Consider the following 22,140-nt stretch of genomic DNA (forward strand, 5'->3'; position numbering starts at 1 on the left):
GGCAGAAAATCACCTCGTAGCAAAACTCACAAAATCAAAATTAAGCCACATAGAGCCTATGTTTCAGTTCTTTAATCCTTAACTTAATGACATTGGGAACGAGGGGGAGGTGGTCTCCTCATATAGTTCTCTCTCAATTCATAAAAAAAATCTTTCAGACCTTCAATCGGCATTCAACTTATCGACAAGTTACAAGGACTTTACCACCTTACAAAGATATTTTAGGCTCTTCCATGAACAGTAATTGAATCTTTTAATATGCTCCTATTAAAGAATTTAACCGCTGCAGGAAAATTCCTTCCAGTAGCATCCAGAATAATTAGCTCTTCTTCTGTTTCTATTCTCAATTTAAATCTTTCGTAAACCATCATCCTTCTGAATATCCAATATTTTTCTAGAATCTTTCTACTAAACCCTAATAAAATCAGAAGTATTCCTAACCCAGATAAACTAATGGTTTTCACTCCTTCAAATAAATCCACACGAATATCTTGTTTGGAGTTAAATGCTATAACATAAAACTTTTGAACATCATTAATTCTTAGTAACAACCCATGCTCAAATAATTCAAAATTACAACGTGCATTTTCTTTTATTGAAATGTTATTAGTGATGGACTTAATCTGCCCAAGGTTGTACAAACAATTACCGACTTCTTTAAATTTATAAGAACCTAAATCGGATAAACTTTTACCTAAATCCTTTAAAATCTTTCTATCTAAATATAAGGGATTATCTATTTCGTGTATCATAAAAGCAGGTACTTAAGTTAGCTCATACAAATCCCTAACTTTAATAAAATCAGTAGATGTAGTTACTTCGTAAAAATATTTTAACTGCCATTGCTGTGTTTTTTGGGCTTGCTTACTTTTTGTGATATCCCATTGCGGATAAACCCGGAATGCCCTCTTGCCTTCTTTTTTAGTGGTTGATAATATTCCTTTTTGGATGAGTAAAGCCTTTGGAAATACAAACTGCCCAAACTCTGTATTAGTTTTAACATTTACTACATAAAAATTAAAGGGATCATTTTCGCAATAAGGTTCTATGGGACCGTTCTCTTGTCGCTTCCAGAAAGTAACAAACTGACCTGCCTTTTTGGGTGTGATTTTGGCATTTCTGCAAATAATATTTCTGCCGCTCAATTTAAACCTGCAAGCACCATATTCTGCACTCTCAAGTTCTTGTTCCAGATTCTCCATCTGAAAACCACATTGATCATAGATTGCTGTTTTAATATACTTCAGATGATGGTTCATTTTTACCTTATGTTTTTGGTGATTAAAACTCACAGTACACAACACTATGAGTTCTTTATAGTTTAGTGCTCAATAAGAAAATATCTGGCAGCAATTAAACATTAATTGAACTTAAAGCTGTTAAGTATATTTTCACCAACAGACTGATAGGTATCAAACTGGTTTGTTTCGCATGATAATGTTAAAATGTAGGCTTTTTTGTTATCGACCCAGTAATATTGTTCAAACTTAAGTTTATAAATATCCTGATCTCCGGTATATATTACCTTGTGATACTCGCTTTTTCCTGCTTTAACTCTTTCACTTGATATCAAGTTACCATTAGTAATCATAGTTTTAAGTTGCCCTTCTGATATACTAACAAACTCATTTAAATCGATGTTATATCGTGACAGATCCTGAATCATAAGGTTTACATTTTCACGGAATTTATCATGGTCCGATTCAAGAGGACTTAATATGATAAAACTGGTTCCCATTTGTCCATTACTGCTAACTTCCCAATTACCGGGGTAACTTATAGAATAGTTGTCTTTAGCAAAGGATTTATAATCACTACCTGTCTGTCCCATAGAATCAATGCATAAAATAAATGCAATGCATAGAATAATAAATATTGGTTTCATTGTATAGAGTTTTTTTTAATAATTTGTATCATTAATCTTCTATAATTTGGTAATTCCTTAAGTCACCATATGACCTAAATCCAAGTTTTGTATATATTGGTTCACCCATTACCGAAGCATTAAGAACACAGTAGGGACTCTTATTTTGTCTGGCAACACATAATAACCATTCTGTCATACTTTTACCTATTCCCTTTCCTCTACCCTTATCAACAGTGCCTATCATGTGTAAACCTGCATTATTGTTTGCATCAAAATAAACAATACCACAACCTAAGCATTCATCGCCCTCCTTATAAATAAATAGTTTTGAGTTATCTGACTGCGTGGCTATAATTGAAACAACATCAGCATCTACCTTATATCCAAATGCATTTGAAGCCGTGTTGGCAAAATTAATCGCATCTGTTTCTGTTTCCACTCTGGTTATATTGGTATTTATGATTTCATCTTCTGCTAGTAAATTCATATCCAAAGCCATATTTCTTTGTGCAAAGCGAAATTCAAAATCATCTCTATCGATAAAATCATCAGGATTTGAAATGGTAATCATATCAGGAAGTTGATTTGCTTTACTTAAATGAGATACTTCCTCAATAAGTAATGGATTAGTTTCTATATCAAATATTCTGTTAGGCCAATCTGAACCATGCATAGAAACAGCAGTGTATTCTTTTGTTACAATTAACCTGCCTGTCAAAAATCCAATATGCTTCCAAAAGTCAAACAGATTGTTTACAATCGTATTATTCATTATTATTTTCTACTAGTTTTTATTTCAAAATATAACAGAAAACCAACTAAAGCCTGTTCATTTTTGCCTTGCCAGTAAGTGCTGTAATCAGTCCTGCCGCAATAGGACCATATGCAATAAGAAATCTGTTGCCTATATTTATTATTCCTGTATAAGTCCCAATTGTTAGTAATGCTCCTGCAACAGCCAAAAACAAACCTCCATAAAACAAGTTTTTACCCAATGCATAAGAAGCCCGAAGTTCCTCGGCCTTAATTAATTGTTTATCAACCTGACGTACAATAGTATTAATATCATCCTTCCCAAATCCATCACGCTCCAAAGTTTTTCTAACTGAAGAAAACTCCATTTCTTTAGCATCAATCTTACTAAAAAAATAATCTATTGCTGTCGCTTTTGTATATTCCATTTTAGAGTTTAGTTATGTGTAAATTCTTTTTGCCTAATTTTCGCTTTCTATAATTCAGAATCATTTAATACATCTACATTTTGAGACATCCTGTTTAAAAAGCTGAAGACTTTATTTTTATACTTCATCCCTCCTACTTGCCACAGATTAACATGGTTGGCATTTTTCACTTCAACAAATTCCTTATCGGTACTTTTAACATTCTCAAAGTTCAGTTTTCCATAGGCAATATTAATTCGGTCATCTTTATCTCCGTGGGCCATAAAAACAGGTTGTTTGATATGCTGACAAGATTTATAAGGAACAACCTCATCCGGGTTAAAATCGGCCAAAGACTTTGCTCTGAAAATCAAATAATCCGATAAAATAGGAATATCAAAACCAAAATAAAGCTTTGAATAATCATGAACAATATCCTTAAAATTTGAGAAAGTACTTTCAATAATACCAAACTTAATATCTGGGCAAACTGCCATGGATTGCAGTGCAATTGCAGCTCCCAACGAATGTCCCCAAATCCCTATATTCTGATTAATATCTTCTCTGTTTTTCAGGTAATCCACAATTTTCCTGATATCGTATTTTTCTTTGAAACCATAGGTGCAAAACTTACCACCACTTTGGCCATGAGCTCTTAAATCAACCAAAACAGAATTATAACTGCTATCGGCTAATTGTTTTGCCCGGTGATAAAAATGCTCCTTACGCCCTCTGATACCATGAAGTAAAATTATTGTTCCTTTCGGCTGTTTTGAGTTGGCTTTAACCAGAATACATTGTATGGAAAAATCTTTTTCGGCTTGTACTGAAAAAGCTTCGTTAGTCAACCCCATATTGGTTAGTACACTGTCTGAAGTGTTTCTATTGGCATTTTTTAGCGTGTAAACACCACCATTAACATCAACAATTAACCTGGTGCCCACATAATCAAAAGTGATAAAGCCAATTGCCAGAAGAACAGCTAAAGCAATTAATAATATTTTAAGTTTGGTCCTTTTCATTGTAATCTTTGATATATAAATAACATATAATATTAGTAAATTGAGACAAAACCTTCAATATTTTGAAGTTCTTCATTTATAAGTTGACCGCCTTCAGAATATCGACATACATTCCAAATACCTTCAGTTAATTTTTCAAAAGACATCATTAAAGACTTATCATTTCTATACATATTAAAACTTTGTGCAGGTAAACCTTTTTCATAAGTAATCTTTCTACTTACAACACCGTTTTCATGAAAATAGGTCCATGTTCCAATTTTATTATTCTTGCAATACTCACCAGTAGCCTTTATGCAATAACAACACCCGGGAATTTTGCTATTAATGATATGGTAAGTTGCTTTAATAAAATAACGAGATGAATCAACCTCCTCAACTATCATTGTTCTCATTCCATTGTACTCTTTATGCTCCAAAGCCCTGTATTCATCGATAATTGTTTCAGTACCCGACCACAAATCACTATCCCAATCAATTATTGTAATCGATTGATTATCATTCAAGCTATAAAGCAACCATCTCCCTTCTTTTTGTCCGGTATTATTTTTCTGATTAAACTTTTGATTTCCTAGAATCAAATGGTCTTTTTCAAGATATATAGTATCATTTTGTGAGTAAACAAACAGTCCATTAAATAATACTATTATTATAATAATTACTCTCATCTATTTACTACTAATAAATCAGTTCTGAAGTGTTATTTTGTTAATAACTTCAATTTTGTCAATTGGAAAATTACTTCTTTTAAATTCTGCTGAAATTACAGATTGGTTTTTACCATCAAACAGTTCTTTATCTTTTAGAAGAAGTCCATAATAGAAATCATACCACATTATTTTTTCCTCCACTTCTTCATTAATATCAAAACGATAATAATCAGAACGCTTATTCATATATTCATTTAAATTTAAAATTGCTTGAGCAACCAGTCTGTCTGTTTTTTCCTTTCCAATCTGCTCACGTATACGCCACAATGTACTTGTATACAAAAAACCTCCTCTATGATTATCAATCTGGGTATCTAATATTTTTGAATATAGTTCCTGTGATAGTGTACAATATTTGCTAAGGAAAGAACTGGTATCGGCAATCTCTTCAGGGAACGACTCTTTTATTAATTGAAAAGTTCTGCGCAATTTCATTGAGTCTGGCTGAGGATATAAATAAAGAAGCGAGGCGTCTCTTTTTGCTTTCTTTAAAACCAGCTCTCCAACTGTTGGATTATTAAAAAGAGAAACAGTAAAGTACTCCATTAATCCAACATGCAAAGGGCTTAACCCTTTAAATTTTATTCCCAGTTGGTCCTCCAATGACCAAAATGCAATATGACCAATTTCATGATAGAAGATAGATGGTGAAAACAATTGGTTTGCTTCAAGAATGAATTTATTAGGCTGACTTAAAAGCGCATATTCTCCTAGTAAAACTTTTATTGATCTATAATCATCCCACTTATGAAAGTCAATTTTATGATCAAAAACAGAAGTGTAAAAATTAATTGCTTTATCAATATAAAATACTGTTGCTATTGAGTAATATTCTGGAGAATATTCTTTAACCCTTTTCTGAAAATTTAATGCTACCTCTCTTGAATAAAAGCGTGACTGCTCAGGATTATTATTAAAAAAATAAGCTGAATCAATTAATTCGAAGGATACTTTATTTAAATATTTAGTTTGTAGGTTACCATCCTGAGTTACAAACTGATCAATAAATATAGTATCGGTGTATGTCTGGCCTCCCCTTATGTACCGTAATTTTAATAGTTTATCATGGTTGGTGCACCCTAATAAAACAGTGAGTAGGATTAGCGCCTGTAACTTATATATTATTCGCATTAGGGAATTCGTTAGTTAAAATTCAAAGCATGAATATACATCATTAATATTCAAATATTCCAAATTGATATTAAAAGTTATGTGCCTTTAGTAGAAAGAACCATAAAACAAAGAATCACTTATCAAATTAGAATTGAGTTATGGCTTAAACTGGTGAGTATTATTACGGAAGAAATAATGCTTGAATGATTAAAGCGTGAAAACCAAATGTATGAAGTATATTATTCGAAGCCTGAAAACTAAAACTTATAATTAAAATCACACGACAAAAAGCGCTAATACATATTTAACCCTATTGTTAAAAGAAACCATCATCAACAATTCGAATAAAAAACATTCAAACCCTATAAAAAAAGTATGGACTTTTTAAAAATTATGTATTAACTTGAGTTTTAATTTAAAAAAGAAAGATTGTACGCTTAAAATATTTGCAATTCAAGCTAGAGATGGGACACTGGTATCAATTTGCATAACATTCCGTCAGGATCATTTGATTCTGACGGATTTTTTTGATTAATAAGTTATTAAGTTATGACGAAGTTATGAAGTCTTAACCATTACTTGTTTATAATCTTCAACTCCCAATTCTTCAACCTCTTTAATCCAAGCTTGTCTGTCTTCATGTGTAGAACCTTTTATAGGTCTGAAAACTGTATAATCCACAGGCTTAATTCCACAGTAATTCATAACAGCAATTGAAAGCGAATTTTTTGCAGGACTTTTATATACATCTTCATAAAACCACATTGGTGCGTCCATCGATTCAATAATACGCCCCGAACGCCCTTTTAACAGTTTAATCCAATGCACTGAATCAGGAACACTTTGGAAGGCAAAACCAGGCATAAAAACCCTGTCTATAAAACCTTTTAACAGGGCAGGATAAGTTCCCCACCATACCGGATATATAAAAACCAGGTGTGCACAATCCCGAATCGCTTGTTGAGCCATTTCCAGGTCAGGTTCAAAAGGAATTCTTTTTCTGAAACCATAATGTAAAATAGGATCAAATTCCAGTTCATGTAAATGTATCACCTGACAGGCACCTCCTGCCTTTTCCACTCCATCTTTATAGGCGCTTGCCATAGCTCCCGATAAACTTTCCGGATCAGGATTTCCGTTTATAACTAATACTTTACCCATATCTCATAATTATTACTCAAACAAAACATGATTAAGTAGGTATTGTTCGATAGAAGTTTACAAGAAAATCACCTGATTTATCCATTACTTGAATTACGATTCTTTGCAACAGTTTCTGCAGCTTCAACAATATCTATTCCTGATAAATCGGCCTTACATGCCTTTTGTACTGTCAGTTTTAAGCCTGCTTTTTTAGCAGCTATCAATCCTTGAATAACATTGGTTACATTTCCACCGGCAAGAAAATGCGCTTCTAAAATATGCTTATCAATATCTGAAATACCAGCTTCTTTTGCTGTGATTAATGATTTTACGATAAGTGCAGGAGGAACTTTTCTTAAGCGCATAAGTATTAATTCAATCAACCCAAATTCTACACCAGAAGACTTTGTGGCTAACCATAATAAAAATGGTACATAATAAAGAAACAGCAGTATTAATATTAGAATAGAAGTTGTTATTAAAGTAGATGACATGTTATTTATTGATTTTTATAATTCGGTGCGAAACTAAACACAAAATGAAGAAATAATCGCGTATAATCAAGATGAATTTTATGACATTTTATTCCAATTAATAAGGCTTAAAAGCAATAAGCAACTAGAATGCTGTCCATTAACTTAAAACAGATACATTTGGTTCTGTCATTCGTCTTTTTGATAAAACTTGTCTGGCTGGTTATAAATAAAAACCGGAGTAAAGATATTGTAAACAATACCTGTTACTCCGGTAACCTAACTATGTGTGCTTTGTATTAGTTTTATTTTATCATCACCTCATCCATAAACATCCAGGAATCTGTTCCTTTAAAAAGATAACCCTCAGGTATTTTACCAAATGTTTTGATTTTCAATTTTACAAAACGAGCCTGCTTATTGCATTTTATCTCCATTGGAACAAGATATGGCTCCCCTCTTTTTGAAACAGATTGGTTTGTATAGGTTTCTATGTCCATATAATTCTTCCCATCGTCCGAAAATTGAACTTCTATTTCTTTAGGTAAAAATATACCACTATTGGCATCACTTAAAAAATGAGGCGTGATGCTATTAATCTCGGTTCTTACTCCCATGTCAATGGTGAAAGTTACATCTGAAGTTGTAAAACCTAACCAGTTTCCATCTTTAAAAACCGTTGATCCCATTATTCCATCTGTTACAGATGAAGCACCTTGAGATGGATAGGCTGAACTCAATGCTGTTTCAAAAAGTACTTTCTTATTCAGTGCTTTGTTTATTGGGATAAACAAGGAACTCTCAGCAATGGCCTTCTTTTGTTGATAAACCATAGCCTGTACGGTTAATGATTCATCAACTACAAACGGCTTTTTATAGGTTTTTAATCCGGATTTTCCTTCAAATGCATATTTGATGGTAGTTTCCGGAATTGATGTTGCAATACGAACCTTTGCAGTATTATCCTCCGGATTCACCTCATAACTAATATAAGGTTCCTGACTCAGGCTGATTTCATCAAACCAGGCTGTTCCTTTATCGCTTAAATCCAATTCAACAATTGTATTTGTTGATGATGAATCGGATTGAACCAAAAACGAATACTCTTGCCAATCTGATGTTAATGTAAAATTTTGAGACTTTTTAAGGGCCTTAATTCCGATATTAAATGAAGGCATTTCGTCTTGTTCTTTAGCCTTTGCCCAAATGGAGAATCGATAAGTTGCCCCCTTGGTAATTGCAACCGGAGTAAAGAAAACCTTTTTGCCTGCTCCTACTTGTGGTGTAACCATTCTTAAACTAAACAAACCTTCTTTTGAGGTTCTGCTGTCGTTAAAAACAGTTGCTCCGTGATCACCTTTTTTATGGTTTGAAAAAGACATATTATGTCCGGAAGACAATCCTGGAGTTTCCACATTTTCAAAACCTGCATTATATATTAAATTTCCTTTCTTGTTGTCTAAAACTGAAGGATCTTTTCGTATGAGGTATACTCTTGTTGAAAGGGCATCAATCATATCAGCTATTTCTCCTTTGCTTGATATTACCTCACGATATTCGAACCACAAGGCTACTTTTTTTCCTTCTGCTATATCTGTTTTAAAATTGTAGTTCAAAGGCTTATTGGCAGTATTAACAGCAACAATTAATCTGTCGCCCTTATACGTAAACTGCTTAATCAACACATTTTCATCACTTGAACTCAACATCTTCACCTCTGAATAATCCAAAATAAAAGGTGTCATCTGCTGAAACTCAGCGGCCATATTTCTACATTCGGACCAGGCTGCCACACTTTGCGGATTTAAATTTAGTCCCGGATGAATAAAATACTGCACGCCCTGAATTCCTTCAATCAAACCAAGGTAAGTCATGGTTCTGATTTCCTTTGGGGTCGGTTCTCTCGGCCACATTTCCTGACCACCAAAAGCCTGTGGAACCATCCAAATCGATTTATCATGACGTAATGTTTGATTCAGATCACGAACATATCCCTGAACTTCAGTAACTGATTTTGGTATCGGATAAGGATCTGTCATGGCAATATCCATCCCCTTACGATAATTTACAGCCTTTGATGGCATCATAAAAACCATTGAAATAGGATGATATGGATCTAACTCACGTATCATATTGTAAGTCTGTTCCATTAAGGATGCAGGTCGCCCCTGTCCTGCCGGTTCATCATTAATATACCATGATAAAAGTGCAGGATGATCTTTAAACTCAAGCACCTCTTTTTTCAAAATTTCAAATCGCTCTTCCTGAGACATGGCCACTTTTGCACCGTTATGTCCCCCTCCTATTAAACCATTTACACCATATTGCACCTTAACTCCCAATTCAGCACAACGATCCATATAAGCCCTGCGCTCCGGCAATCCTTCAGGCATATTACTCTGGTATGGACCAATCAGGTTAAAACCTCCGGCAACTTCTTGTTCTGGTAAGTTTCCTACTGTACCACAATAAAATCCAAATGGAAAAAATGGTAATCCCTCAACAATTAAACCACCTGTTTCCTGATTAATTTTTACTTCGTTTGCTTTAGATGCTAACTTTGTAATAACAATAGATGTATCTTTTGTTGAATCTTCTGAAAGAAGTTGAATTTGTAGCGTAGTGTTTCCTAAAGGAATTTTCTTTGACGGGAAAGAGACTTTGAATTTATCACCTTGGATACTTTGCTTAACCAATTCTTCAGACAAGTTCAATATCTTAAGGCTTGTATAAATTGGGTTAGATATAAAATCAAAATTTAGGGTGATATTTTCTTCTGTAGTATAATAATTCAGCTGACTATAAACTTCTATTTTTTCGCCTTTTAAAAGGCAATAATTAAAAAGTAAACCAACCAATAAAATAAAAAATACACCTGTCTTCTTCATATAAATCAAACCCTTAATTACAAAGCTTTTGTTAGCTTTTTAATACATGGCTAAAATGAAGAAATTTAAATGGTCTGGAAAATCTAATCGTTCTGCAAAAACGTGAATATATTACGTTTAACAGACCTGACAGGTTTTGGAAACCTGTCAGGTTTATAAATTTCTTAATTATTAATCGTTTACTGATTTATTTCTATTTCCGTGCTTACCTAAAAGAAAGTTAACTCCGAGCATCATAGAAAAAGACTCTGCTTTAGTTGGAGCAGTAAACTCATCACCATCAGATTGAATTTTATCGTAACTGAAAGGAATATGATTCGCCATCAGGTATACCTGAAAAGGACCTCCTCGTAAAGCCAATCCTAAACCTAAGTCAGAAGATCCTTTAATTTCATAATTATATGCAAAGTTGGCACTTATCGCTTTATACAAATTAAAGTTTGAGGTTACTATAAACTCCTGTCTGAAGTTGTATTGTGCAAATGTACTTTTTGAAAGAAAACCCAAATCAATTACATGATTTACATGGTAAGCAGCACCAAGCATTAACTCAGGAGATAAGCCAGTTTTAAAGCTTTTCTCTTCAGTATTTACATCCATTACATCTTTAATCTCATCCACAATATCTTCATAAGCTTCATCCATATCTTCAACTTCTGTAACGCTTACATCCGGACCTTCAAAATCATAGGTTCCATTTGCTGAAACTGAATTCAGGTTCTTTTTCCAGTTAATGTATCCCAAATTATTTAAAGCTGCCGAAAATGTAAAAGAAGAATTAAAATCATACACAGCTCCAAGATCAAAAGCAACACCGAAATTAGAAAAATCAGGTGTTATCTGAGAAGAAATATCAGACCCTTCCAGATCATCCTGCATTTCAACTTCATCAGGATATCCATCCTCATCGGGTGTAACTGTTAAAAATGGTACCGAAGAATAGATTTCTCCATCTACTTTTAGGTTGTATGAGGTTCCTTGATTTTTAATCGACAAGCTGTTATATTTCATCTTAGTTGCTGCAATTCCAAACAAAGGTTTAAAATGTACACCTACTGTAAGCTTTTCATCTATTTGTCGTGCATATCCTATTGAAATCTCATGATAAGCCATCATTTTAGCATCTAAGGATTTTAAATCAAGAACATCTCCATTTTCAAACCCTTTTTCTGCAATCTTAAACATATCCTTAGGAAGTGAAATCTTAGCATTGATCTTTTCCTGCAGTGAAAAAGTAAAATATCCTTTTTTTGTTCTGAATCCGAAGTAAATTGGCGCGTAAGAAAGACCTGCATTGATTGATGCCGACTTACCAAATGTTTTATAAAACTTAGAGTAATCAAAAGCTGCATCTAAAGGTTGAACCCACGTTCCATTATGTTTTTGTAAAAGATCTTTGGCTGCAATATCCGATTTAAAATCAAGAGCAATACTGCTTAATCCCGGCAAGCTAAAAAAAGCATTTGCCCTGGGTAACATAGCAGGATTGGTATAATTTGTCTGTGGAACATTTTCGAAATAATACAACAAGTTTGAGTTCTGAGAAAAGACAGTAGAATATGTTGTCAAAAGCAAAACAACAACATATAGTACTTTTATATTTTTAAATTTATTTATCATGATATCTATTGTTTGAATATTATTCTCCTAGTTTACCTACAGCACTAAACGACATAGTTACATTGATGAAATTATCTTCGCCAAGTTTTACATAATCCTCATCTTCGGTAGCTGCCATAATTCTTACGATAGCATACTTCACATCTCTTTCTCTCCAGGTTTCTAGTTTTTGATTATCTATTTCTGCTTCAAAGGAAGAAACTGTACTTTCCGATAATCGGTCCAGATTATCTAATTTTGCAGATTCAATAAATGGTAATTCATTATCAGAAGAAAAAAGCTGATCAACTATAGTATAATCTTTATCTGCTAAATAAATCTGAAATCTGATATCAAAAGGCAGTCCGTTTTCTACATTAAAATTCGCAGTTAAAGCTTCCAGTTTATCAGATAAAGGCTCGTCCTCATCATCATCAATATCTGAGTTATAATCAAAATCAATAGTATCGGATCTGCTGTAATTACTAGATTTAAACCATAATGGAACATTCATTCTTATGGTCGTTTTTACATTACTGGTATCTGTTAAGAAATAATTCAAATCAGCATCATCAGGGTTGGCTATAATCTGAATGTGAGAACCAACTTTACTTGGTGCAAATTCATTAATATTTAATAAATCCTCCAAATTAGAGTTGTCTGTATTTATCTCAAGCTTTTCTGTTGGTATTACAGATGAACCATCTATATAATTATCCAGATCAATAATATTATTTCCATCTTCAATAATGATATCAACATCTTCATTTGTATCAGTATTAGAAAATACAATATTGCCTGAATTAATTTTCATCGGTATGCCAAATGTATTTTCAGCAATTACTTCTAACCTTAAGTCATTAAGAACAACATTGGTTGAAAGAAAATTATTATCGAAAGCATCAAAATCCAAAGTCTTTTCATCATCCGAAATAATTCTTGACCCAAAATAACCGATTGCTTTTTTTAATCCCATATCTATCATTTCATAAGAAATAGATAAAGTAGCAGTTGAATATGAACTGGCATCTTCTGCAAAAATTACATCTGTAATAAGGTTGATACTATTTGCATCTCCTGGATATTGAGTAAAATCCATATAAGTATCCGTCAAATCGATGGAATAACTATTATTAAGACTAGCTCCTACAATGGTATCAGTAAATACCTCATCATTAATATACAATTGAGGAATAGTAATAATCACAGAATCAACGGCTGGTGAAGAAGTTTCAAAAGTAAAATTAAATGCTCCGGCTTTCCACATAACGGTATCTATCCTTACATTTTCTTCATCTGTTAAAACAATACTTTCTTCATTTGTTAATCTAACAGATGTTCCTGGCAAACCTGCCCCCAAATATGACGACATATCGTAATAGAAAGCATTTGAGATTTCATTCAGAGCAAGCATCTTATTCCATTCCTGAACAAATTCTTCATCATAATAAAACCAAAACAAACCAGATTCATCTACTTCAATAATTGAATCAACATCCAATTCATCAAATATTTCCATGGCTGTACCATGAATTCGCATTCCCGGAACATCTATGGCATAAGGTCTATTTGCCTCATCAGGAACATCATCCAGATTGATGGTATCTGATACGCATCGTTGAAACATGATTACACTTAAAAAGGTAACCAGTATAAAACCAATTCTAAATAACTTCATATTCTATACTTTTTTATTGTTTTCTAATCCATATGTTTGAACCATGTTTATTAAAAACAACAGTTCACAACTTAACACTCTAATATTTAATCATTGATGATTGGTAAATCAATTCCATACCTATCCTATACAACACGATAATTTTCTAAACCGTTTGTAACCTAATTTTATGATCCTGTTAATATTTTGGCTTTTTAAACTTTTATTCATCTCACCAGATCCAACCTGATCACTATTACCAATACATCTTACTTTAATTTCCCCTTTAAATACCTTGTGCACCTTGAAATTTGGCGCCGAAGATATAATATTATTAGTCTTTGCAATTGTAATTTTAAGACGTTTGGACGAATTGCTAATTATTTTACATAAGACGTTTAATTCTAATCTCTAACTAAAAAATTAAAAGAAAGGTTTCAGAAAATTATTTCTTATAATCAAAATTGGAGGATATTCTATTTTTTGACCAATTGTTATTATTGGACACTTGTTATATACTGGCTATAACTCTCACCAACAATCTCTTTAAAGTTACGTTCAAAGGTTCGGATGGAGCCGAAACCCGATTTATATGCAACATCTTCTTTAAGACTGTTGTTTTTATTTTCTCTCATATATTGTTTGGCAAACTCAATACGATAATCATTCACAAACTTGTTAAAATTTTTACCTGAATTTAAATTAATAGCATTTGATAAGTGCGTTCTGTTTGTTCCCAGATCTCCTATCAAATCATCAATTTTTAGTTCAGGATTCAAGTACGGCTTTTCCTTATCAAAATATGAAATCAACCTGTGATAAAGTTCTTTATTTGGAACCAGCTGATTAGTATCATTTGTTTCGAGCACCACTGGTAAATTTGCTGGTAACATTTTCTGTCTTAAACCTACAATTCCAAATAGCCAAATGGTAATTGAAATAATAGCCAGAGGAATAATTAAAACAATATAGTTGCCAAAAACTTTTACCGGGTTAATAGAATAAAATGCAATACTTGCAATGGAACCTATAAACAAAGAAAAGTTAAGGATTTTGATGCTATTTAAACTTATTCCTTCGGTATTGGAAAAGTAATTATGTATTGTGGAATTATATTTTTTAAGAATAAGTGTAATTTTTATTCCATAATAAAAGATCTGAAAAAACAGAACCAAAATATTAAATACCCTACAGAAAAAAATAAATACTATTGCCGGATTATTCCATGCTGGATTAAATCGATAATCCTTCACAAACATCTCTCGATCTTGGCTATTGAGCATAAAAAAATAAGCTACAGTTTGCAGCAATATAAAAACTACAGGTATTAGATGCACAGCCATTTTTTTAACGGCATACTTCTGCTCTATTAATTGCCGGATATAAATATAAATACTTGGATATACAAGTAGCAATGATAGTACATTAAAGGTTAATATTTTTGAGTAAAATTCATATTGTCCGGTTAAAAAAAAGTACAAACCAAAAAATAAAACAGAGATATTAAACAGTACTAACGACAGCGTTTTCTTTGCGTAATTTTTCCTTTCTGAATTAAAAAATATAGCTAATGAAATTACTAACGGAATATAAACCGGACTAAACAGTAAAAATAGCACCCAAGTTTCCATATCTAATTATTTATTGAGCTCGCTAAAATAAAAACTTTTAATTGAAAGCCTGACTCTGGTTTAATGATCAAAACAGATCACCAGTTTCTAAAAAAATATTAAAGTCCACATTTACTATTGTTTAGCTAAATATGATTTAATTAATTTACCATCTGTCGCATACTATTTACGATTTGTCCATTCATGACTGTATAGTTTTTTAATATTTGAAACTGATAATACATTACAAAAAAAGAGTCTGATTTTAACATGCTAATTAATCAGTATATATAATATTATATGAAACTGGAATACCTAGAACATAAACCTGGTGGTGTTTTAAACCAATATGTTGAGTGCTTTTGGGAGTACAAAAATACAGGATGTGAAAAAAAGCATACGATCATACCCGACGGACATTTTGAGGTTATTGCTGAGTACGAATCAGAAACGCATTCAAAGCTATACCTCACGGGAATTTGGACAGAGCCTAAAAATGTAATTGTACCTGAAAATGGAAAAGTATTTGGTATCCGTTTTAAACTATTAGCAGCCGAGTTTCTATTCCCATATCAGATCCGAAAATTATTAAATAAATCACTGCACATACAACAACCACGTTGCAATAGGGAAACTTACACTAAAAATAATTTTGAGTTTTTCATATCCAATGCAACTGCCTGTCTTAAAGAGGATATACATAAAATCCACTCGAATAATATCGACATAAGGAAATTAAGATTGTTTGAACTCATTTACAACAAAAAGAATTATTCTGTTGAAGAGCTTTCGCAAAAAGTAGGTTGGAGCAGCCGACAGATAAATAGATACTTCAACAATCAATTTGGTTTAAGCTTAAAAGAATACTTAAAAATACTTCGCTGCAAAAATTCTTATCAAGAAATATCCAATGGGATATTATCTCCACAAAAAGATTTTTACGATCAGTCGCATTTTATTAAAGAAATAAAAAAATACACCGGAACCACTCCAAAAAGCCTATACCAAAACAAAAACGACCGATTTTTACAATTATCTACCGCAAATTACGCATAGTTTTGCCTCAAAAGCGGATTTTTACCGAATATAATTGAAATACGATTTTTTCTATCGCACCAAAAATGAGTTAAATCACACAGCATTTTAGATAGAAAGTGGGGAAAAGTTGAAATTCATAGTAAATACAAATTATAAACTATAAATAATAAATTATGAAACAAACTTTTACTCTTTTGGGATTTTTATTGTTGTCTATTACCTTTTGTGCTGGACAATCGAATCTGAAGCGAAGTAATAAAAAGAAAAGTTTCCACGAACTGTTGCAATCTGCACAAAGTCAATTTAAAGCATTAAACACAATTGCAATTAGTAAAACCTCTTCAAATTTAAAAACAGCATCATCCTATTCGTATAGCCTGGATGGTTATACATACTCATTTTGGTATAATGATTCATGGGTTGTTGGTGAAACTTATGAATTTACATACAACAGTGATGATTTATTAAGCACAGTAATTCTTTATGAAGAAAATTCTGATGATAAGTATTTATCAACTTACACTTATGATGATAATGGAAATATCTCTGCATTATTAAGGTTTTCATGGAATGAAACAGAGAATGACTGGTATTCTGATGCCTGGTACAGAGAATTATACACCTACGATACTGATGGAAATTTAACTCAATCCATATCATCTGAAAGAGTGAATGGAAATTGGTCCGATCTTTATAAAGTTGAAACTACTTATAACGATTATGGTTATGATACAAGAAAAGAGTATGAATATAACTCAAATACATCTGGCTGGGATAATTTAATAATTGCAGAAAGAACATATGATGCTCAAGGATTTGTTACTTTGTTAACAATTAGCGAACGAGATGATGTTAACTCAGAATGGGGCACTATGTATGGAGTTATTAACTCAACAGACAGTGAAAACCATATTCTTTCATACTCTGCATACGATGGAGATCCAGACGATAGCAATTCAAGCATAGGAGAAAAGGGAATTTTTACATTTGTCAATGGAAATATTTCTAACGTTGAATATCAAATTGAGGATGAATCAGGTAATTGGTATACCTATGATAAAGTTGAATACACTTATGATACAAACTATACTATATCTGATATTTTAATGCCATTTATCTCGAATACTTGCTTTATGCAAGAAGGAGAAATTAATTCAGAATTCAATAATAAAATTCTTACTTATACTCAGTACGATATAGATAATTCAAGTCAGTTATTTGCTAATGAAAAATTAACTTACAACTACACTGACCTATCAAATCCATTAGGTATTGACGATGCAGAAACTATTGAGGTTAAACTATATCCTAACCCTGCATACAATGTAGTTTCATTTAGTTTTAGTGCTGCTAATAATAAAGCAAGTATTCAAATATTTGATATGCTTGGAAAAGTGGTATTAGAAAAGGAAATCAGCAACGAACAACCAATTAATATTGAGAGTTTAAATAGTGGTATTTATTTATACAATATAGTTGTAGATGGCCAGACTCAATCTGGTAAACTATATAAAAAATAAATAGCCTGTTTTACTTAGGCTAAATAGTATTTGTTACAAAATAAGCCTGCCCGTTTTGGAAATATTTATAGTGTTTGAGGATATATAAATAAACGGGCAGACTATTGACAAGCAATACAGAACGCCTTCTGTATAATATTTAATAACCTATTTAACTTCCTGTTTTTCCTAACATCTGGGCTTTTGTTGTTCTGCGCTTCAAAAATCGCTCACACTGTTGCATCCTGTCATAACCCAACATTGTTCCTAATATAAAATCTTCTTCATCAGTAAAATCATTTAATGTTTTATGTCCGAACGATTCAATAATCTTAACACATTTATCATTACCGAAAAACACATTTATTTTACCGGAAGGAAGTTGCTGCATATAAAAAGAAATTCCTTTACGGGTTAACATTTCTTCGGTAATATGCTTTTCTCTTCTGTTCATCGTATGTAATACTAAATTTCTCAAGCCTTTTTTGTATTCATATACATGATGCATTAATATTTGCATCTCAGCGCTTTTATAATCCTCAATTTTAATTCTCATCCTGTCTGAATTATCATTTTGGAACTGTTCTCCTTGTAATGTTAAATGATCCTCTACTCTCATAACATTGAAATTTAGAATTACTACTTATCTGTTTTCATTGTTTTAATGACAATACAAATGAAATGATTATTCTCCACTGCCTCAATCCCTAATAATTATGAATTCAATTGTACCAAAAGCTGTTGTAAAACAATTATATGCTATTATAATAACTACTTTATAGATATTTCAGGCACTATTCATAACAAAAGAGTAACTATTTATAGTGAGCAATATTTTACTTTATGCTGAATTACAAGCAATTACCTTTACCACAACTATTTTATCCCTTCATAATAATAACGCAAATAACTAATTGTAAGGATTGTCCTGGAAATGCAACTCATCTACTTTTGGATTAAAATTAAAACTCATAAAAATGGACAGAACAATTCACCTACAAGAAAATCAACAAGGTATCAGATTATTAATGGTTGGAGCTTTTCCTCTTTTACAAGAAAGCTGGATGAATACGAAAGAAAAGGAAACTGAAGAGTCTTACAAACGAGACACAACGAAACATCAAAAATCTTAACTGCTATACCCATTAACAAGGTTTATCAACTACTTAATGTATGGATTATACAAATAAAAAAGCCCCATGAACTTATACTAAAATTCATAGGGCTTTTTTATTTCAAGGTATTTAATCTACCACTCTATATTTTCATCAATAAACTGAATCAAACTCTTAGCCATTTTTTTATTATCCTCCACTCTTGGATGTCCGCCTTTTTCAATAAAAGGAAAGAAATGAGTATAGATATTTGCATCATCTAATAAAGCCACGGCTTCCTTAACATATCCGGGCCATTCCGATCCTTCCTGAGTGGCATCCATACTACCTAATGCACATATAATGGAAGCTTCAGGATACTGATCTCTGATCCCTTTCACAAAATGAGCATAGGCATTTACAATATAGTCTTTGTCAGGTGTAATATCCCCAAACCTATATTTATATTCGCCATAATCCGGACGTGTAACAATCCACTTATCATTTTGCATCAGGTTCACCACAACAATATCTGGTGTTGCTCTTGAAAAGTCCCATTTACTGGTTGAATCCACAGGATTTAAGCGATCCCAGATCTCTGGCATAATAGGTCGTTCCCAACTTACATTAATACCAATACCTGAACGAACAATGCAATGTACATCGGCATTAAAATGACGAGCAGTTAATGCAGCATAAGTTACGTAGTTATTGGTATAAGTACTATCCGCATTATCTCCTCCGGTAAGGTTCTCAATTGCATATCCGGCAGTAATACTGTTTCCATAAAACTCCATCAGTCTGCCACTCTTCTCTGGTAAGCTTTTTAACTTACCGGCAATTGTAAAGCCTAAAAAACCAGTTTGTCCGGTAATCCATTCATTACGTTTTACCAATGAAATGGTGTGTATTTTTTCAGGAGCCAATCCTTTTGCCAAATTGTACTTCTGAATACCCTGATTCAATTTCAGAGGATAAACTGAATCCTGATCAAGAACTACATTAAAGTAGTTTAACCCATGTTCATCATTTAAGGTAGCAGCAATATCACTCCCCTTAAACTGAACAGTGATAGCAGAACCACTCCAATAAATTACAGGTTCTGAAGCATTATCAAAGTTAATACGACCAACATAATCAATTTGCTCATTATCCGGTTTTACTTCAATAATTTTGGGAGCACATCCTATAAAAGCAAGGCCAAGAACAATTAATGAATATTTAGCAAGTGTCATTTCTTTTTAATTATAAGATTAGATTTCATAATCCACACATGCTCTTTTCTCCAATACCGCTCTCAAAATTGCACCTGCAGCCACATGATCAGGGTGCTTTGCATAAATATCTAATTCCTCCAGATTATTAAAAGTTGTTTCCAGAACAATATCATATTGCTCATCTGGATTTGCATTTAATCCAACAGTTAAACTTTTGATTTCCTTGATTTTTGGAGGTAATGCCTCAAGTGCAGATTTAATTTCATTTAATTTGGCATTTTTTGCTTCAGCCGATTCAAATTCTTGTAGTTGAAATAATACAACGTGTTTAATCATTACTTATTTATTAAAGGTTATACAGTAAATTATATTTTTGAATGTTTAATTATAGATTTTCTTATCTGTATGTTACAAACATCAATTAATCAATTCTTATCTTTACAAATATAAAAATAAAGTGGGCACATGTTAATAATTGGTATTGCGGGAGGAACAGGCTCCGGAAAAACAACTGTTGTTAGAAAAATTATTGAACAACTTCCGGAAGGCGAAGTTACTGTACTTCCTCAGGATTCTTATTATAAGGACAATAGTAATATTTCATTGGAAGAAAGAAAGAAATTAAATTTTGATCATCCTGAAAGTATTGAATGGGATCTTTTAATTGACCATCTCAAAAGGTTAAAAAACAATGAGAGTATTGAAATGCCTTCATACTCATATTTAACATGTACCCGAAGTGAAGAAACCACTACAATCAATCCAAGAGATGTGGTTATTGTTGAAGGTATTTTAATTCTGGGGCATAAAAGGCTGAGAGAATTAATGAACTTAAAGGTTTTTGTTGATGCCGAAGCAGATGACCGTTTATCGCGTGTTATTCTTCGCGATATTATTGAACGTGGCAGGGATGTAAAACAAGTTTTGGATCGTTACACCGAAACTGTAAAACCTAGTCACCTTCAGTTTATTGAACCAACAAAAAGATATGCTGACTTAATTGTTCCCCAGGGTGGTAACAATAAGGTAGCCATAAACTTATTGAAACAACATATTGAACAAAATCTTAATCTAACCAACTAATTATGCTTGACCAGTTAGCTCCCGAAAACATTCTTTTTATTGATATTGAAACGGTTCCTCAACATGAAAACTATGCAGATCAGGATGAGATTATGCAGCAGTTATGGGATAAAAAGGCAGCTTACTTCTTAAAAGATGAAGAAACACCTGCTGATATATATGAACGTGCCGGCATTTATGCTGAGTTTGGAAAAATAGTATGTATTTCTGCAGGAATCATACATCATGTAAAAGGTGAAATGCACTTTAAAGTGAAGAGTTTTGCTGGTGAAGATGAAAAACGTTTGCTAATGGAGTTTTCGGATATGCTGGATCATTTTATGAGCAAAAGTCCCAACCATAACCTGTGCGGACATAATGCCAAGGAATTTGATTTCCCATATATTGCACGCCGAATGCTGATTAATGGATTAAAGCTCCCACAGTGTTTAAATATTGCTGGTAAAAAGCCCTGGGAAATTAAATTTATTGATACGCTGGACTTATGGAAGTTTGGAGATTATAAGCATTATACTTCCCTAAATCTGTTGACTACTATATTCAATATTCCTTCTCCTAAAGATGACATTGACGGCAGTCAGGTTGCAGAAGTGTACTACAAAGAAAAAGACATTGAACGTATTGCTATTTACTGCGAAAAAGATGTTTTGGCTACTGCTCAATTGCTTTTACGCTTTATGGGCAAACCTTTGATTGAACAAGATTATTTTGAAAGAGTGATATAGTCAGGGAACAGGGATAAAGGAACAAGGAAGTACATCTCTAATATACTTGGAACAACGGAGATCACCTAGACGCTATGTTACTCACAAAGAGCTCAAAGAAATATCTAAATGTTACTCTGTGATATACCTCTGTGGTCTCTGTGGTGAGAAAATACGATTGTAAATTATTCAGATGAAAAAATTAGGGAAGCACACCTCTAATATACTTATAACCAACAAGATCACCCAAACACTTCGCTTCA

General features: G+C 32.6%; 22 protein-coding genes. 5 read left to right on the forward strand and 17 right to left on the reverse strand.

Annotated elements, in window-relative coordinates:
- Window positions 1-221: 221 nt before the first annotated feature.
- The 14 genes from OM075_RS11420 to OM075_RS11485 form a co-directional block, all read right to left on the reverse strand.
- A complete protein-coding gene (locus tag OM075_RS11420; RefSeq protein WP_301190647.1) occupies window positions 222-752 on the reverse strand; it encodes a hypothetical protein in 531 nt (176 codons plus the stop codon).
- A gap of 12 nt (window positions 753-764) precedes the next feature.
- Window positions 765-1,259 carry a MepB family protein gene (locus OM075_RS11425; protein ID WP_301190648.1) on the reverse strand — a complete coding sequence of 165 codons (495 nt, stop codon included), beginning with the start codon at window positions 1,257-1,259 and terminating at the stop codon, window positions 765-767.
- Between the two features lie 101 nt (window positions 1,260-1,360).
- The gene (locus OM075_RS11430) at window positions 1,361-1,885 is read right to left on the reverse strand and encodes a PsbP-related protein (protein WP_301190649.1); all 525 of its coding nucleotides are present in this window, start codon (window positions 1,883-1,885) and stop codon (window positions 1,361-1,363) included.
- A gap of 31 nt (window positions 1,886-1,916) precedes the next feature.
- The gene (locus tag OM075_RS11435) at window positions 1,917-2,639 is read right to left on the reverse strand and encodes a GNAT family N-acetyltransferase (protein WP_301190650.1); all 723 of its coding nucleotides are present in this window, start codon (window positions 2,637-2,639) and stop codon (window positions 1,917-1,919) included.
- A 46-nt stretch (window positions 2,640-2,685) separates the two neighbouring features.
- The gene (locus OM075_RS11440; RefSeq protein ID WP_301190651.1) at window positions 2,686-3,048 is read right to left on the reverse strand and encodes a hypothetical protein; all 363 of its coding nucleotides are present in this window, start codon (window positions 3,046-3,048) and stop codon (window positions 2,686-2,688) included.
- Between the two features lie 47 nt (window positions 3,049-3,095).
- On the reverse strand, window positions 3,096-4,049 hold the full coding sequence (locus OM075_RS11445) for an alpha/beta hydrolase (RefSeq protein WP_301190652.1): 954 nt from the start codon (window positions 4,047-4,049) through the stop codon (window positions 3,096-3,098).
- A gap of 32 nt (window positions 4,050-4,081) precedes the next feature.
- A complete protein-coding gene (locus OM075_RS11450; RefSeq protein WP_301190653.1) occupies window positions 4,082-4,717 on the reverse strand; it encodes a toxin-antitoxin system YwqK family antitoxin in 636 nt (211 codons plus the stop codon).
- An 18-nt stretch (window positions 4,718-4,735) separates the two neighbouring features.
- Complete coding sequence (locus OM075_RS11455) at window positions 4,736-5,890, reverse strand: hypothetical protein (protein ID WP_301190654.1); 1,155 nt, start codon at window positions 5,888-5,890, stop codon at window positions 4,736-4,738.
- Between the two features lie 540 nt (window positions 5,891-6,430).
- Entirely contained in the window at window positions 6,431-7,033 is a 603-nt protein-coding gene (locus OM075_RS11460) for an NAD(P)H-dependent oxidoreductase (protein ID WP_301190655.1), read from the reverse strand.
- A gap of 77 nt (window positions 7,034-7,110) precedes the next feature.
- Complete coding sequence (locus OM075_RS11465) at window positions 7,111-7,509, reverse strand: flotillin-like FloA family protein (RefSeq protein ID WP_301190656.1); 399 nt, start codon at window positions 7,507-7,509, stop codon at window positions 7,111-7,113.
- A 284-nt stretch (window positions 7,510-7,793) separates the two neighbouring features.
- Window positions 7,794-10,376 (reverse strand): discoidin domain-containing protein, encoded by a 2,583-nt coding sequence (locus OM075_RS11470; protein WP_301190657.1) that lies wholly within the window; start codon window positions 10,374-10,376, stop codon window positions 7,794-7,796.
- Window positions 10,377-10,547: 171 nt separating this feature from the next.
- Entirely contained in the window at window positions 10,548-11,996 is a 1,449-nt protein-coding gene (locus OM075_RS11475; RefSeq protein ID WP_301190658.1) for a DUF5723 family protein, read from the reverse strand.
- Between the two features lie 19 nt (window positions 11,997-12,015).
- Window positions 12,016-13,653 carry a hypothetical protein gene (locus OM075_RS11480; RefSeq protein WP_301190659.1) on the reverse strand — a complete coding sequence of 546 codons (1,638 nt, stop codon included), beginning with the start codon at window positions 13,651-13,653 and terminating at the stop codon, window positions 12,016-12,018.
- A 476-nt stretch (window positions 13,654-14,129) separates the two neighbouring features.
- Window positions 14,130-15,263 (reverse strand): AraC family transcriptional regulator, encoded by a 1,134-nt coding sequence (locus tag OM075_RS11485; RefSeq protein ID WP_301190660.1) that lies wholly within the window; start codon window positions 15,261-15,263, stop codon window positions 14,130-14,132.
- 279 nt (window positions 15,264-15,542) lie between these two features.
- Here OM075_RS11485 and OM075_RS11490 point away from each other — a divergent pair, with 279 nt between their 5' ends.
- Window positions 15,543-16,298, forward strand: a complete 756-nt coding sequence (locus OM075_RS11490; RefSeq protein WP_301190661.1) for a helix-turn-helix domain-containing protein — start codon at window positions 15,543-15,545, stop codon at window positions 16,296-16,298.
- Between the two features lie 155 nt (window positions 16,299-16,453).
- Window positions 16,454-17,800, forward strand: a complete 1,347-nt coding sequence (locus OM075_RS11495; protein WP_301190662.1) for a T9SS type A sorting domain-containing protein — start codon at window positions 16,454-16,456, stop codon at window positions 17,798-17,800.
- 151 nt (window positions 17,801-17,951) lie between these two features.
- On the opposite strand, the gene OM075_RS11500 is transcribed toward OM075_RS11495, so the two are convergent.
- Entirely contained in the window at window positions 17,952-18,398 is a 447-nt protein-coding gene (locus tag OM075_RS11500) for a DUF2023 family protein (protein WP_301190663.1), read from the reverse strand.
- Window positions 18,399-18,756: 358 nt separating this feature from the next.
- Between OM075_RS11500 and OM075_RS11505 the strand changes: the two genes are divergently transcribed.
- Window positions 18,757-18,912, forward strand: coding sequence for a hypothetical protein (locus OM075_RS11505; RefSeq protein ID WP_301190664.1), 156 nt, complete (start codon window positions 18,757-18,759; stop codon window positions 18,910-18,912).
- Between the two features lie 116 nt (window positions 18,913-19,028).
- Here the strand turns inward: OM075_RS11505 and OM075_RS11510 are convergent, their stop codons facing one another.
- Both OM075_RS11510 and OM075_RS11515 read right to left on the reverse strand, forming a co-directional pair.
- Window positions 19,029-20,108 carry an SGNH/GDSL hydrolase family protein gene (locus OM075_RS11510; RefSeq protein WP_301190665.1) on the reverse strand — a complete coding sequence of 360 codons (1,080 nt, stop codon included), beginning with the start codon at window positions 20,106-20,108 and terminating at the stop codon, window positions 19,029-19,031.
- An 18-nt stretch (window positions 20,109-20,126) separates the two neighbouring features.
- Window positions 20,127-20,426: a Dabb family protein gene (locus OM075_RS11515; RefSeq protein WP_301190666.1), complete on the reverse strand. Its 300-nt coding sequence runs from the start codon at window positions 20,424-20,426 to the stop codon at window positions 20,127-20,129.
- Window positions 20,427-20,555: 129 nt separating this feature from the next.
- Between OM075_RS11515 and udk the strand changes: the two genes are divergently transcribed.
- Window positions 20,556-21,173 carry a uridine kinase gene (gene udk / locus OM075_RS11520; protein ID WP_301190667.1) on the forward strand — a complete coding sequence of 206 codons (618 nt, stop codon included), beginning with the start codon at window positions 20,556-20,558 and terminating at the stop codon, window positions 21,171-21,173.
- A gap of 2 nt (window positions 21,174-21,175) precedes the next feature.
- Complete coding sequence (locus OM075_RS11525) at window positions 21,176-21,898, forward strand: 3'-5' exonuclease (RefSeq protein WP_301190668.1); 723 nt, start codon at window positions 21,176-21,178, stop codon at window positions 21,896-21,898.
- Window positions 21,899-22,140 lie beyond the last annotated feature (242 nt).

The organism is Plebeiibacterium sediminum (assembly GCF_026013605.1).
In the GTDB taxonomy this organism is placed as follows: Bacteria; Bacteroidota; Bacteroidia; order Bacteroidales; family Marinilabiliaceae; genus Saccharicrinis; species Saccharicrinis sediminus.

Coding starts and splice junctions, on each gene's coding strand:
- OM075_RS11420 (WP_301190647.1), bottom strand. CDS start 752: ATGATACACGAAATAGATAATCCCTTATATTTAGATAGAAAGATTTTA.
- OM075_RS11425 (WP_301190648.1), bottom strand. CDS start 1,259: ATGAACCATCATCTGAAGTATATTAAAACAGCAATCTATGATCAATGT.
- OM075_RS11430 (WP_301190649.1), bottom strand. CDS start 1,885: ATGAAACCAATATTTATTATTCTATGCATTGCATTTATTTTATGCATT.
- OM075_RS11435 (WP_301190650.1), bottom strand. CDS start 2,639: ATGAATAATACGATTGTAAACAATCTGTTTGACTTTTGGAAGCATATT.
- OM075_RS11440 (WP_301190651.1), bottom strand. CDS start 3,048: ATGGAATATACAAAAGCGACAGCAATAGATTATTTTTTTAGTAAGATT.
- OM075_RS11445 (WP_301190652.1), bottom strand. CDS start 4,049: ATGAAAAGGACCAAACTTAAAATATTATTAATTGCTTTAGCTGTTCTT.
- OM075_RS11450 (WP_301190653.1), bottom strand. CDS start 4,717: ATGAGAGTAATTATTATAATAATAGTATTATTTAATGGACTGTTTGTT.
- OM075_RS11455 (WP_301190654.1), bottom strand. CDS start 5,890: ATGCGAATAATATATAAGTTACAGGCGCTAATCCTACTCACTGTTTTA.
- OM075_RS11460 (WP_301190655.1), bottom strand. CDS start 7,033: ATGGGTAAAGTATTAGTTATAAACGGAAATCCTGATCCGGAAAGTTTA.
- OM075_RS11465 (WP_301190656.1), bottom strand. CDS start 7,509: ATGTCATCTACTTTAATAACAACTTCTATTCTAATATTAATACTGCTG.
- OM075_RS11470 (WP_301190657.1), bottom strand. CDS start 10,376: ATGAAGAAGACAGGTGTATTTTTTATTTTATTGGTTGGTTTACTTTTT.
- OM075_RS11475 (WP_301190658.1), bottom strand. CDS start 11,996: ATGATAAATAAATTTAAAAATATAAAAGTACTATATGTTGTTGTTTTG.
- OM075_RS11480 (WP_301190659.1), bottom strand. CDS start 13,653: ATGAAGTTATTTAGAATTGGTTTTATACTGGTTACCTTTTTAAGTGTA.
- OM075_RS11485 (WP_301190660.1), bottom strand. CDS start 15,263: ATGGAAACTTGGGTGCTATTTTTACTGTTTAGTCCGGTTTATATTCCG.
- OM075_RS11490 (WP_301190661.1), top strand. CDS start 15,543: ATGAAACTGGAATACCTAGAACATAAACCTGGTGGTGTTTTAAACCAA.
- OM075_RS11495 (WP_301190662.1), top strand. CDS start 16,454: ATGAAACAAACTTTTACTCTTTTGGGATTTTTATTGTTGTCTATTACC.
- OM075_RS11500 (WP_301190663.1), bottom strand. CDS start 18,398: ATGAGAGTAGAGGATCATTTAACATTACAAGGAGAACAGTTCCAAAAT.
- OM075_RS11505 (WP_301190664.1), top strand. CDS start 18,757: ATGGACAGAACAATTCACCTACAAGAAAATCAACAAGGTATCAGATTA.
- OM075_RS11510 (WP_301190665.1), bottom strand. CDS start 20,108: ATGACACTTGCTAAATATTCATTAATTGTTCTTGGCCTTGCTTTTATA.
- OM075_RS11515 (WP_301190666.1), bottom strand. CDS start 20,426: ATGATTAAACACGTTGTATTATTTCAACTACAAGAATTTGAATCGGCT.
- udk (WP_301190667.1), top strand. CDS start 20,556: ATGTTAATAATTGGTATTGCGGGAGGAACAGGCTCCGGAAAAACAACT.
- OM075_RS11525 (WP_301190668.1), top strand. CDS start 21,176: ATGCTTGACCAGTTAGCTCCCGAAAACATTCTTTTTATTGATATTGAA.